The organism is Rhizobium sp. NLR10b (genome assembly GCF_019685435.1).
Taxonomy (GTDB): domain Bacteria; phylum Pseudomonadota; class Alphaproteobacteria; order Rhizobiales; family Rhizobiaceae; genus Rhizobium.
On record NZ_JABDWV010000006.1, the window covers coordinates 336,371 to 348,691 of the forward strand.

13 protein-coding genes are annotated in these 12,321 nt (G+C 60.5%); 11 read left to right on the top strand and 2 right to left on the bottom strand.

What is annotated here, in order from left to right:
- Window positions 1-35: 35 nt before the first annotated feature.
- The 5 genes from HJB91_RS12420 (at window position 36) to gyrB (ending at window position 5,389) form a co-directional block, all read left to right on the top strand.
- On the top strand, window positions 36-740 hold the full coding sequence (locus tag HJB91_RS12420) for a Tim44/TimA family putative adaptor protein (RefSeq protein ID WP_210632799.1): 705 nt from the start codon (window positions 36-38) through the stop codon (window positions 738-740).
- Complete coding sequence (locus tag HJB91_RS12425; RefSeq protein WP_210632800.1) at window positions 733-1,875, top strand: murein transglycosylase A; 1,143 nt, start codon at window positions 733-735, stop codon at window positions 1,873-1,875. Before HJB91_RS12420 ends, HJB91_RS12425 begins: the two co-directional genes overlap by 8 nt.
- Window positions 1,875-2,444 carry a Smr/MutS family protein gene (locus tag HJB91_RS12430; protein ID WP_221146300.1) on the top strand — a complete coding sequence of 190 codons (570 nt, stop codon included), beginning with the start codon at window positions 1,875-1,877 and terminating at the stop codon, window positions 2,442-2,444. The genes HJB91_RS12425 and HJB91_RS12430 overlap by 1 nt, the downstream gene beginning before the upstream one ends.
- Window positions 2,441-2,818 carry a helix-turn-helix domain-containing protein gene (locus HJB91_RS12435; RefSeq protein WP_210632802.1) on the top strand — a complete coding sequence of 126 codons (378 nt, stop codon included), beginning with the start codon at window positions 2,441-2,443 and terminating at the stop codon, window positions 2,816-2,818. Before HJB91_RS12430 ends, HJB91_RS12435 begins: the two co-directional genes overlap by 4 nt.
- Window positions 2,819-2,953: 135 nt before the next feature.
- Window positions 2,954-5,389 (top strand): DNA topoisomerase (ATP-hydrolyzing) subunit B, encoded by a 2,436-nt coding sequence (gene gyrB, locus HJB91_RS12440; RefSeq protein ID WP_221154860.1) that lies wholly within the window; start codon window positions 2,954-2,956, stop codon window positions 5,387-5,389.
- Window positions 5,390-5,457: 68 nt separating this feature from the next.
- On the opposite strand, the gene HJB91_RS12445 is transcribed toward gyrB, so the two are convergent.
- Together HJB91_RS12445 and HJB91_RS12450 are read right to left on the bottom strand one after the other, a co-directional pair.
- On the bottom strand, window positions 5,458-6,057 hold the full coding sequence (locus HJB91_RS12445) for a nitroreductase family protein (RefSeq protein ID WP_210632804.1): 600 nt from the start codon (window positions 6,055-6,057) through the stop codon (window positions 5,458-5,460).
- 36 nt (window positions 6,058-6,093) lie between these two features.
- Window positions 6,094-6,378, bottom strand: coding sequence for a DUF2218 domain-containing protein (locus HJB91_RS12450; RefSeq protein ID WP_210632805.1), 285 nt, complete (start codon window positions 6,376-6,378; stop codon window positions 6,094-6,096).
- Between the two features lie 277 nt (window positions 6,379-6,655).
- Between HJB91_RS12450 and HJB91_RS12455 the strand changes: the two genes are divergently transcribed.
- The 6 genes from HJB91_RS12455 (at window position 6,656) to HJB91_RS12480 (ending at window position 12,321) form a co-directional block, all read left to right on the top strand.
- The gene (locus tag HJB91_RS12455; RefSeq protein WP_221154862.1) at window positions 6,656-7,609 is read left to right on the top strand and encodes a glutathione S-transferase family protein; all 954 of its coding nucleotides are present in this window, start codon (window positions 6,656-6,658) and stop codon (window positions 7,607-7,609) included.
- A 95-nt stretch (window positions 7,610-7,704) separates the two neighbouring features.
- The gene (locus HJB91_RS12460; protein WP_210632807.1) at window positions 7,705-8,547 is read left to right on the top strand and encodes a fumarylacetoacetate hydrolase family protein; all 843 of its coding nucleotides are present in this window, start codon (window positions 7,705-7,707) and stop codon (window positions 8,545-8,547) included.
- Window positions 8,548-8,750: 203 nt separating this feature from the next.
- Window positions 8,751-10,028 (top strand): polyhydroxyalkanoate depolymerase, encoded by a 1,278-nt coding sequence (locus HJB91_RS12465; RefSeq protein WP_210632808.1) that lies wholly within the window; start codon window positions 8,751-8,753, stop codon window positions 10,026-10,028.
- Window positions 10,029-10,172: 144 nt separating this feature from the next.
- Window positions 10,173-10,607, top strand: a complete 435-nt coding sequence (locus HJB91_RS12470; protein WP_064800136.1) for a DUF2852 domain-containing protein — start codon at window positions 10,173-10,175, stop codon at window positions 10,605-10,607.
- Window positions 10,608-10,818: 211 nt separating this feature from the next.
- Window positions 10,819-11,577, top strand: coding sequence for a M48 family metallopeptidase (locus HJB91_RS12475; protein WP_221154864.1), 759 nt, complete (start codon window positions 10,819-10,821; stop codon window positions 11,575-11,577).
- Between the two features lie 75 nt (window positions 11,578-11,652).
- Entirely contained in the window at window positions 11,653-12,321 is a 669-nt protein-coding gene (locus HJB91_RS12480; protein WP_210632810.1) for a phosphoribosylanthranilate isomerase, read from the top strand.

The following is a 12,321-nucleotide window of genomic DNA, read 5'->3' on the forward strand; positions in this document are numbered from 1 at the left end:
CAAATCAGAGATGTTAACGGCGGTTGCGACAGGATATGAGTTCGAACGACTTCATCACATTATTCTTCCTGGTGGCGGCGGTGCTGATTTTCTTTCAGCTCCGTTCCGTGCTCGGGCGCCGCACTGGCAATGAGAAGCCGCCGCGCGATCTCTATAGCCCGCGCGATGCGGCTCCGCCCGAGGCCGCTGATGCCGGTAAGGTCGTGACCCTCCCGCGCCGTGATGCGACAGCCGACGATGAGGATCGCTTCTCCGCCATCGACGCCTTTGCCGCACCGGGGACACCGCTCAACGAATCGCTGCGCGCCCTGAACAAGGCCGATCCTTCCTTCAGCCCGAAGGAGTTTCTGAACGGCGCCCGCATGGCCTACGAAATGGTCGTCATGGCCTATGCCGATGGTGACCGCAAAACGCTGAAGAGCCTTTTGTCCCGCGAGGTCTATGACGGGTTCGAGGCGGCCATCGCCGAGCGTGAAACCCGGGGCGAGAAGGTCAAGTCCACCTTCGTCGGTATCGACAAGGCCGAAATCACCCATGCCGAGACGAAGGGCAGCGAAGCACAGATCACCGTGCGCATCGTCAGCCAGCTGATATCGGCGACTTACGACAAGGCGGATGTCCTGATCGAGGGCGACGCCGAAAACGTCGCCGAGGTCAACGACCTCTGGACCTTCGCCCGCGACACCCGCTCGCGCGATCCGAACTGGAAACTTGTGGCGACCGAATCGGAACATGAGTGATCAGGCATCGGACTTCGTCCTGCAAGCCATCAGCTTCGATCGTTTGGAAGGCTGGAAGGATGATGATCCCTCCGGCCTTTTTGAAGTGATGCGACACTGCCGGCGGCAGATCACCGACGTCAAACCCTACCGCACCGGGTCGCTCGGCCTGAGCGCGGAGGACTTGCTTCCGCTTCTGATGGACGCTGAAAATTTTACGCCGTCGTCGCCGGCAGCGGCGCGCACTTTTTTCGAAACGCGTTGCCTGCCCTTTCTGATCCGCCGCAAGGACGGCAAGTCCGGTTTCGTCACCGCCTTTTACGAGCCGGAGATCGAGGTATCGGATCGGCCAAACGAGGTTTTCCGTTTTCCCTTCTACAGCCGTCCGAACGATCTGATCGATCTCGATGACGGCAATCGTCCGGCCGAATTGGATGGATCCTATGCTTTCGGCCGACTGCATGACGACGGCCGCATTGGCGCTTATCCGGATCGCCGCGAGATCGATCAGGGCTTTCTCGACGGCCGCGGCCTCGAAATCGCCTGGGCGAAATCGAAGGTCGATGTTTTCTTCGTCCACGTGCAGGGCGCCGCGCGCCTGCGTTATCGAGACGGGCGTATCGGCCGTATCACTTACGCGGCAAAAGCAGGGCATCCCTTCTCGGCAATCGGCAAGCTCTTGATCGACCGCGGTGAAATCGACCGTGGCGAGATTTCCATGCAGTCGATCCGCGCCTGGCTAGCCCGCAATTCCGAGCGGGTGGATGAGGTTCTATGGCATAACCGCTCTTATATTTTCTTCCGCGAAACGCCCTCGCGGGCTATCAGCCTGCGAACCGCTGATACTGAGGCCGGTCCGATCGCCGCCGCCAAGGTGCCGCTTCTCGCCGGGCGCTCGCTTGCGGTCGACCGGCTGATCCATACCTTCGGTTTCCCCTTTTTCATCCGCGCCGACAGCCTCACTCATCTTGATCATGGCCGCCCCTTCCGCCGGCTGATGCTGGCGCTCGATACAGGCTCGGCGATCGTCGGGCCTGCGCGCGGCGATATTTTTACCGGTTCGGGGGACTTGGCCGGAGAACGCGCCGGCACCGTCCGAAACGATGCCGATTTCGTCATCCTCATCCCCAACGCCGCCGCCGGACGTTTCAACTGATGGCCAGGGATCGCAAGCTCAGCGCCGATGAGAGGATTCTGTGGGGCAAGGTTGCCCGCAGCACGCGGCCGATGCCCGGCAAGGCGAACGAGTTGACCGAGCTTGACGCTTTTCTTGCCGAAACCGAAGCGGCAGCCGAACGGCAGACAGCCGAAAAGCAGACCTCCGTTTCGCCGACGGCGGCACAGCCGGCCCCACCGTCGACGCCGAGACAGCCGGCTAAGGTGCACCATCCGCTGGAAAGGCCGGTCAAGCGCAAGATCGCCAAGGGCCGTCTGGCGCTCGAGGCGCGCATCGATCTGCATGGCCTGGTGCAGAGCGAGGCCCATGTCATCCTCCTCGATTTTTTGATCCGCGCCCATGAGCGCGGCATGCGCCATGTGCTTGTCATCACCGGCAAGGGCAGCTCCCTGGGCAGCGAAGGTGCATTGAAGCGGGCCGTCCCCCTGTGGTTCGCGAAGCCCGAATTCCGCTACCTGATCTCCTCCTACGAGTCCGCCGCGCAGCATCATGGCGGCGACGGCGCGCTCTATATTCGCCTGTCGCGGCGGCATGGGGAAAAGCCATGACTCCCTTCGGAGAGGCGGTTCGCAGGCTGAGAGCCCGCAAGGGCGTCTCGCAGAAGGAGATGGCCGAAGCGCTGAACGTCTCCCCCGCCTATCTCTCGGCGCTCGAACATGGCAAGCGCGGCCTGCCGACATTCGACCTGCTGCAGCGCATCGCCGGCTATTTCAACATCATCTGGGACGAGGCCGAGGAACTGTTCCTGCTTGCCCGTTCCTCCAACCCCCGCGTGGTCATCGACACCTCGGGCCTGCCGCCGGAATATACCGAATTCGCCAACCGGCTGGCCCGGCGGATCCGCAGCCTTGACAGTGCAGAGATAGGCCGGCTATCGGCTGTTCTCGAAAATGACGGCAAAGGCGACGGAAAAGCGTCATAATCCCCTGTTTTATGGCTTGTTCAGGGGACTTGCCATTGGGAACCGGGCTCAAAAAACCTATATACGAGAGTGAAGAAAGCCGGTGATTCGCAGGGCGCGCCGCCGCTTTACGACAACAGGGAAAATCTCGACAGAATGAGCGATACATCCGCGACGGAAAACGGCGTAAGCAGCGAATATGGCGCAGATTCCATCAAGGTCCTGAAGGGCCTCGACGCCGTGCGCAAGCGCCCCGGCATGTATATCGGCGACACTGACGATGGCTCCGGCCTCCACCACATGGTCTATGAAGTTGTCGACAACGCGATCGACGAAGCGCTTGCCGGTCATGCCGACATCGTCACCGTCACTCTCAATCCGGATGGTTCGGTAACGGTCACCGACAACGGCCGCGGCATCCCGACCGACATCCATAGCGGCGAAGGCGTGTCGGCAGCGGAAGTCATCATGACGCAGCTGCATGCCGGCGGCAAATTCGACCAGAATTCCTACAAGGTCTCCGGCGGTCTGCACGGCGTCGGTGTTTCCGTAGTCAACGCGCTCTCGGTCTGGCTGAAGCTGAAGATCCGCCGCCATGGCAAGATCCATGAAATGAGCTTCACTCATGGCGTCGCCGATGCTCCGCTGAAGGTCACGGGCGATGCCCCCGATTCGACCGGTACGGAAGTCAGCTTCATGCCGAGCAGCGAAACCTTCACCATGACCGAATTCGATTACGGGACGCTGGAGCACCGCCTGCGTGAACTCGCATTTCTGAATTCCGGCGTCCGTATTCTCCTGGCCGACAAGCGTCATTCCGATATCAAGCAGGAGGAAATGCGCTATGACGGCGGCCTCGAGGCCTTCGTCTCTTATCTCGACCGCGCCAAGAAGCCGCTCGTCGACAAGCCGGTCGCCATCCGCGGCGAAAAGGACGGCATCACCGTCGAAGTGGCGATGTGGTGGAACGACAGCTATCACGAGAACGTGCTCTGCTTCACCAACAACATTCCCCAGCGCGACGGCGGCACCCATATGGCCGGTTTCCGCGCGGCCTTGACCCGTCAGGTGGTTTCCTATGCCGACAATTCCGGCATCACCAAAAAGGAAAAGGTGACGCTGCAGGGGGAAGACTGCCGCGAGGGTCTGACGGCAGTTCTGTCGGTCAAGGTGCCCGATCCGAAATTCTCGTCGCAGACGAAGGACAAGCTTGTTTCCTCGGAAGTCCGCCCTGTCGTCGAAAGCCTCGTCAACGAGGCGCTGAACACCTGGTTCGAAGAACATCCGAGCGAAGCCAAGATCCTCGTCGGCAAGGTCGTCGAGGCGGCAGCCGCGCGCGAAGCGGCCCGCAAGGCCCGTGAATTGACCCGCCGCAAGGGTGCGCTCGATATCGCCTCGCTACCGGGCAAGCTCGCCGACTGCTCCGAACGAGACCCGGCCAAATCCGAAGTCTTCCTGGTCGAGGGCGATTCCGCCGGCGGCTCGGCCAAGCAGGGCCGGTCGCGCGAAAACCAGGCGATCCTGCCGCTGCGCGGCAAGATCCTGAATGTGGAACGGGCCCGTTTCGACAAGATGCTCTCCAGCCAGGAAATTGGCACGCTGATTACCGCGCTCGGCACCGGCATCGGCAAGGACGAGTTCAACGCCGAAAAGCTACGTTATCACAAGATCATCATCATGACGGACGCCGATGTCGACGGCGCCCACATCCGTACCCTGCTGCTCACCTTCTTCTTCCGCCAGATGCCGGAACTGATCGAGCGCGGCCATCTCTACATCGCCCAGCCACCGCTCTATAAGGTCGCACGCGGCAAATCGGTGCAGTATCTGAAGGATGAGAAGGCGCTCGAGGAATATCTCATCGCCCAGGGTCTCGAAGATGCGGCGTTGAGGCTCGGCAGCGGCGAGGTCCGCACCGGCCAGGACCTGCGCGAAGTTATCCTCGATGCGCTGCGCATGCGCGCTTTGCTCGACAATCTCCATTCGCGCTACAATCGCGCCGTCGTCGAACAGGCGGCGATCGCCGGCGCGCTCAATGCCGAGCTCGTCAGCGATCAGGCAAGTGCGCAGGCATTGGCGAGCGAGGTCGCAAGCCGCCTCGACATCATCGCCGAAGAGACTGAGCGCGGCTGGCAGGGCGACCTGGCGAGCGATGGCGGCCTGCGCCTCGAGCGCATGGTCCGCGGCGTCAAGGAAGTGGTCGTGCTCGACATGGCGTTGATCGGCTCCTCCGATGCCCGTCACATCGACCAGCTGACCGCGCGCCTCAAGGAAATCTACCAGACACCGCCGTCGCTGCACCGGCGCGAAGGCGACATCGAGATTTCAGGGCCGCGCGCCCTGCTCGACGCGATCTTCGCCAGCGGCCGCAAGGGTCTCAGCATGCAGCGCTACAAGGGTCTCGGTGAGATGAATGCCGAGCAACTCTGGGAAACGACGCTCGATCCGAATGTCCGTTCGCTGCTGCAGGTCAAGGTTGCCGACGCCACCGATGCCGATGGGCTCTTTGCCCGCCTGATGGGGGACGAAGTCGAGCCACGGCGCGAATTCATCCAGGACAATGCGCTAAGCGTCGCAAACCTCGATATCTGATCGATATGCCTTCAACAAAAAGCCCCGCCGTCGCAGGACGGCGGGGCTTTCGCTTATTCTGATGTCGCTCAGTTGGCTAGGAAATGGCCGTTAAAGGCGAGATCGGAGAGCGGCTTGCGCTGGCTCGGGATTTCGCGCGCCTGATTGCGTTCTGAAAGGACGCGCTTGTCGGCCAGACGGCCGACGGCAACGCCTGCTTCGACCCGGTAGCCCTCGGGGATATCGAACGTTTTTTTGATGTCCTCATGTTTGATGCCGCCCATGCCATGGGCATAGAAGCCGGAAAGGCGCGCCTGCAGCGCCAGATATCCCCAGGCTGCACCGGCGTCGAAGGAATGGGTGTAGCTCGGCTTTTCCTCGCCGGATCCGGCAACGCCGGTGAAGCTGCGTGAGACGACGAAGATCAGCGCCGATGCGTTCTTCGCCCATTCCTGATTGGCATCGACAAGCAGTGCGACGAATTTCTCCCAATGCTCCGAGCCCTTGAGGGCATAGATGAAGCGCCAGGGCTGCTGGTTGGACGAGGACGGCGCCCAATGGGCGGCTTCGAGCAGGCTGAGCAGCTGTGCCTCCTCGATGATTTCGCCGGTAAAGGCGCGCGGCGACCAACGGTCGAGAAACATCGGATCGATCGGATATTGGGATTCGCGGTTATTGCTCTGCGTCATGCTTGTTCCAGGGTTGGGACATAAAAATCGTTGAGGTCAATCGGTCCAGACGATGTCGAGTTCCTCGCGGAAGGCGAAACGCTTCAGATGAGCGTCGATCACGCTTTGCATCCCTGCCTGCTGGTCGGGATCGGCAACGGAAAGCGTCATGGTGAGCGCCGCATCGTCGGCGGCGAATATCACCTCGGCGCTATCGCTGAACGGCACCCGGCCCTTATGAGGATCGAAATCGACGCTGAACTTGTGGCTCCAGTGTTTGCAGAGCTGCTGCAGGTACCGGCTCGCATGTTCGGTGCGTACGACGGCCTTGGAGAGGTGCATGTCGAACTCCATCTCGTGTTGGACGACAGCATGTCGCACCAAAATGTGCAGCGGTTTTGCGATAACGACATGCGTAAAACAAGGACCTAAAGCGCGGGCCAAGCGAATCTGAAAGATCGTGACGCGCTTAGAGCCAAGTCATATTTCCTGCTTCGCCGGCTTGGCAAGCGCAGCATCGTCGCAGTTGCGTGGACGGACTGTCTCCATAAAAGCGGCCTTACGCGTGCGCCGAAGCAGGGTAATGGACTGCTTCAATCGATCGGTTGGAGAAGTGCGCATGCTGGTGAACGGAAAATGGACGGAAGACTGGCAGCCCGTTCAGGCGAAGGATGAAAAAGGCGGCTTCGTCAGGCAGGTTTCGAGTTTCCGCAATTGGGTGACGCCGGATGGCAGCGCCGGGCCGACAGGCGAGGGCGGTTTTGAAGCCAGCCTCGGCCGCTACCATCTCTACGTCGCCTATATCTGCCCCTGGGCCTCTCGCACCCTGGTCGGCCGTAAGCTCAAGGGCCTGGAAGAGGTCATTTCCGTCTCTGTCGTCGAACCGGTGCTGACGAAGCAGGGCTGGCGCTTCGGCGACTATCCAGGTGCAACGCCGGATCATGTCAATGGCATGAGCTACATGCATGAAATTTACACGAGGGCAGCGCCCGGGTTCACCGGCCGCGCCACCGTCCCGGTTCTCTGGGACAAGCAGAGGCAGACCATCGTCAACAATGAATCTGCCGATATCCTGCGCATGCTGAACAGCGGCTTCGGTGAACTGGCGAAAATTCCGATCGATCTTTATCCCATCGAAAGGCGCGCCGAGATCGACGCTTTCAACGAACGTATTTATCCCGCCCTCAACAACGGGGTCTATCGCGCCGGTTTTGCCACGACCCAGATCGCCTATGAGGAAGCCTTCGCCGATGTCTTCTCCTGCCTCGATTGGATCGAGCCGAAATTCGAAGGCAGGTCTTTCCTCTTCGCGGATCACCCCACGGAAAGCGATATCCGCCTTTTCGTGACGCTGGTGCGCTTCGACGTCGCCTATCACGGCATCTTCAAATGCAATCTGCGCCGGCTTTCGGACTATGCCAATCTGCGCACCTTCTGCCGGCGCATGCTGGATTGGCCGGGCATTGCCGACACGGTGAATCTCGACCACATCAAGCGCGGGTACTACTCGGTCGAAAGCCTGAACCCGGCGAAAATCGTTCCTGCCGGTCCGGATCTCTCCGAAATTTTCTAGTAACGCCGTACCGCTTCCGGGCAAAGCCGTAATGACACCGATGAATAATTCGTTCATAGGTGGCTGCAAATTCGTTTTCGATGAGGAGGCATTCCATGAAGCTGATGCGTGTTGGCGAAGCAGGTCGGGAAAAACCGGCGCTTCTCGATGCCGATGGCAAGATCCGCGATCTCTCGGCGCATGTCGCCGACATCGGCGGCGAGGCAATCTCGCCGGCCGGCCTTGCAAGGATCGCCGCGCTCGATCCGAAGAGCCTGCCGGAACTTGCCTCCGGCCGGATCGGAGCCTGCGTAGCCGGCACGGGCAAATTCATCTGTATTGGCCTCAATTTCTCCGACCATGCCGCCGAAACCGGCGCCACCGTGCCGCCCGAGCCGGTCATCTTCATGAAGGCGACCTCGGCGATCGTTGGCCCGAACGACACCGTGCTGATCCCGCGCGGTTCCGAAAAGACCGATTGGGAAGTCGAGCTCGGCGTCGTCATCGGCAAAACGGCGAAATATGTCAGTGAAGCCGAGGCGCTCGACTACGTCGCCGGCTACTGTGTGTCCCACGACGTGTCCGAACGCGCCTTCCAGACCGAGCGCGCCGGCCAGTGGACCAAGGGCAAGTCCTGCGACACTTTCGGCCCGATCGGCCCCTGGCTGGTCACCAAGGATGAGATCGCCGATCCCCAGAACCTCGGCATGTGGTTGAAGGTTAACGGCCAGACGATGCAGAACGGTTCGTCCAAGACCATGGTTTATGGCGTCGCCCACGTCGTTTCCTATCTCAGCCAGTTCATGTCGCTGCATCCGGGCGATGTCATCTCGACGGGGACACCGCCCGGCGTCGGCATGGGCATGAAGCCGCCGCGCTTCCTCAGGGACGGCGATGTCGTCGAGCTTGGCATCGAAGGGCTCGGCAGTCAGAAGCAGAGCTTCGTTGCGGATCGTTAACGACGCTACTTCAGCGGAACCTTAAGTTTTCCGTCTACGTGATGCCGGAGATCAACTCTCCGGCATTTCCTGTGCAGCTTCGGGACGTCCATGTTGCTGTGCAACAGAAACCTGTTAGTCTGCGTTACGTGCCAGCGTGCGGAAAGAGCTCGATGTCTATCAACCGACGTCATCTTTTCGATAGATGAAAGGCAGCGCCTTCTATGTTCTATCAGCTTTATGAATTGAATCATGCCGCTATGGCGCCGTTTCGCGCCGCAGCGGACATCATGCGATTTGCCTATGCCAATCCGCTGAATCCGTTCTCTCACACACCCTTCGGCCGGGCGATGGCGGCAAGCCTCGAAATGTTCGAGCGCACGACGCGTCGCTACGGAAAGCCGGAATTCGGGTTGAAGCAGACGACGATCGGCGCGCAGACGGTTTCCGTCCGCGAAGAGGTCGTCTGGTCGAGATCCTTCTGCAATCTCCTGCATTTCGCACGGAACGTTCCGCCCGGCCGGGCCAGCGATCCCCGTATCCTGATCGTCGCGCCGATGTCCGGCCACTATGCGACGCTCTTGCGCGGTACGGTCGAGGCGCTGCTGCCGAGCGCCGATGTCTACATCACAGATTGGATCGACGCCCGCATGGTGCCGATGACGGAAGGCAGGTTCGATTTCGACGATTATGTCGATTACGTCATCGAGATGCTGCATTTCCTCGGTCACGACACCCATGTCATCGCCGTCTGTCAACCCTCCGTTCCGGTGCTCGCTGCAGCGGCGGTAATGGAGGAAGCCAACGATCCGCTCTCGCCGTCCTCGATGACGCTGATGGGCGGCCCGATCGACACGCGCATCAACCCGACGGCGGTGAACAAGCTCGCCCAGGAGCGGTCGCTGCAGTGGTTTTCCGACAATGTCATCATGGACGTTCCTTGGCCGCAGCCGGGCTTCATGCGCCCTGTCTATCCGGGCTTCCTGCAGCTGTCGGGCTTCATGTCGATGAACCTCGATCGCCACCTCGTCGCCCACAAGGAATTCTTCATGCATCTCGTGAAGAACGACGGCGAGCCGGAAAAACATCGCGATTTCTACGACGAATATCTCGCCGTCATGGATCTGACCGCCGAATTCTATCTGCAGACGGTCGAGCAGGTCTTTATGAAGCATTCGCTGCCGAAGGGCGAGTTGATGCATCGCGGCAAGCGCGTCGACCCGGCCGCGATCCGCAACGTCGCGCTGCTGACCGTCGAGGGCGAGAATGACGACATTTCAGGCGTCGGCCAGACCAGGGCGGCCCAGACCATCTGTGTCAACATTCCTGAAGACATGCGCATGCACTATCTTCAGCCGGATGTCGGCCATTACGGCGTTTTCAACGGCTCGCGCTTCCGTCGCGAGATCGCGCCGCGCATCGTCGATTTCGTCCGCCAGCATTCCCGCGCCGCCGTCAAGCCGCGGGTGCCGCGTGTGATCAAGGGCGGACGGACAGCGTGATTCAGCGACGTCTGAATTAGCAACGCCGATTCAAGGCTTTGTCCGATTTCGCCGGCAATCGTCTTGAAGGCGGTTCTTGCGGTTACCACATCGATTTCCAGCGTTCGGCATCTTGCCGGGCGCCGAAAGCGAGGATACCGCACGATGAACCAGTCAGCATTGCTTCGACCGGATTGGACTCCGGCTACCATTGCCCTGATGATTCTCGGCTTCATGGTTTTCTGGCCTCTGGGTCTGGCCATGCTTGCCTATATCATCTTCGGCGATCGTCTGCGCGGCTTCAAGCGCGACGTCAATCAGGCGACCGATGGTTTCTTTGCCTCCTGCCGCCGTTCGCATGGCCGCCACCGCCCGCATTTCTCGACCGGCAATGTCGCCTTCGACGACTGGCGTAAGGCCGAGCTCGACCGGATCGAGGAAGAGCGCCGCAAGCTCGACGAAATGCGCGAGGAATTCGACGAATATCTGCGTGAACTCCGCCGCGCCAAGGACCAGGAAGAGTTCGACCGCTTCATGCGTGACCGCAAGAACGCCAAGCGCGACGACAACGGCCCGGTCGCGGAGTTCCAGACGCCGTGAAGGCCTAAAGCATGTCGCGCAAAAGTGTGAAGCGGTTTTGCGGCAACGACATGCGTAAACGAAGACCTAAAGCGCAAGGAGCGAAGCTGGAAGATCGCGACCACGCTTTAGGCAATGAAATGATGACCGGCATCTCGCGATGCCGGTTTTTCCATGTCCGCCTGCCCCGCAAATCGTTTAGATTCCGCGGCGAATCGTATAGAAAACCCCCATGTTTCCGCTTCTGAAGACACGGCCAAAGGCGCGAAAGCCAGCTCCGCCCGAAACGCGGACGCTCGATGTCGCCGGCCGGCTCATGCCGCTGACCATCAAGCAGCACGATCAGGCAACCCGGATCACGCTTCGCATCGAGCCGGGCGGGCGGGCCTTGAAGATGACGGTGCCGAGAGGTCTGGCGGCGCGTGAGGTGAACGCCTTCCTCGATCGGCACCAGGGATGGTTGCTCACCAAGCTTGCCAAGTTTTCGACCGATACCGGCTTACGCAACGGCGGCAAGATCCTCCTGCGCGGTGTTTCCCATCGCATCGAGCACACGGGCAGCCTGCGCGGCTTGACGGAGGTCGTCTCCGTGGATGGCAGTCCTGTGCTGCGCGTCAGCGGCATGCCCGAGCATGTCGGGCGGCGCATCGCGGCCTTCCTCAAGAAGGAGGCGCGCGCCGATCTTGAGAGGCTGGCGATGATGCATGCCGCGACAATCCGGGCGCCGATCCGCTCGATCTCGATGAAAGATACCCGCAGCCGATGGGGCTCCTGCTCGTCGGAGGGAAACTTGAGTTTCTCCTGGCGTATCGTCATGGCGCCGCCTTCGGTGATCGATTATCTCGCCGCCCATGAAGTCGCTCATCTCAAGGAGATGAATCACGGCCCCCGCTTCTGGGCGCTTTGCAGGACGCTTTGCCCCGGCATGGAGGAAGCGAAATCCTGGCTGAAGCGGCACGGCAGTCAGCTGCACGCCATCGATTTCGATTAGTCGCAAGCCCCGCTAAATACAGCTTTCCATGCAATTTGGCTCGACTCTTGCCGCATTTCGTGTCACTTCGCTGCCATGAAAACCGATATCAAGATCTGTGGCTTGAAGACGCCCGAAGCAATCGATCGTGCGCTGAAACGCGGCGCGACCCATATCGGTTTTATCTTCTTCGAAAAGAGCCCGCGTTATGTCGAGCCCGATGTGGCGGCAAAACTTGCCGAACCGGCGCGCGGCAAGGCGAAGATCGTCGCCGTCGTCGTTGATCCCACAAATGACGATCTCGACGAAATCGTGTCGCTGCTGAAGCCGGACATCCTCCAGCTCCATGGCAACGAGAGTCCCGAACATGTGCTGACCATCAAGGCGCTCTATGGTTTGCCTGTGATGAAAGTCTTTTCCGTGCGCACGGCCGACGATCTCAGGCGCGTCGAAGCCTATATCGGCATCGCCGACCGTTTTCTCTTCGATGCGAAAGCGCCGAAGGGTTCGGAACTGCCTGGCGGCAACGGGATTTCCTTCGACTGGAGCCTTCTCGGCTGGCTCGACGGCAGCATCGACTACATGCTGTCCGGCGGGCTGAACAAGGACAATGTCGCGGATGCGCTTGTGAAGACCAAGGCACGTGGTATCGACGTCTCCTCGGGTGTCGAAACCGAGCCCGGCGTAAAGAGCGTCGCGTTGATCGATGAATTTTTCGATGCGGTCGAAAAGGCGGATACGCCTGTCATGGCCTCAGGGAGTTGA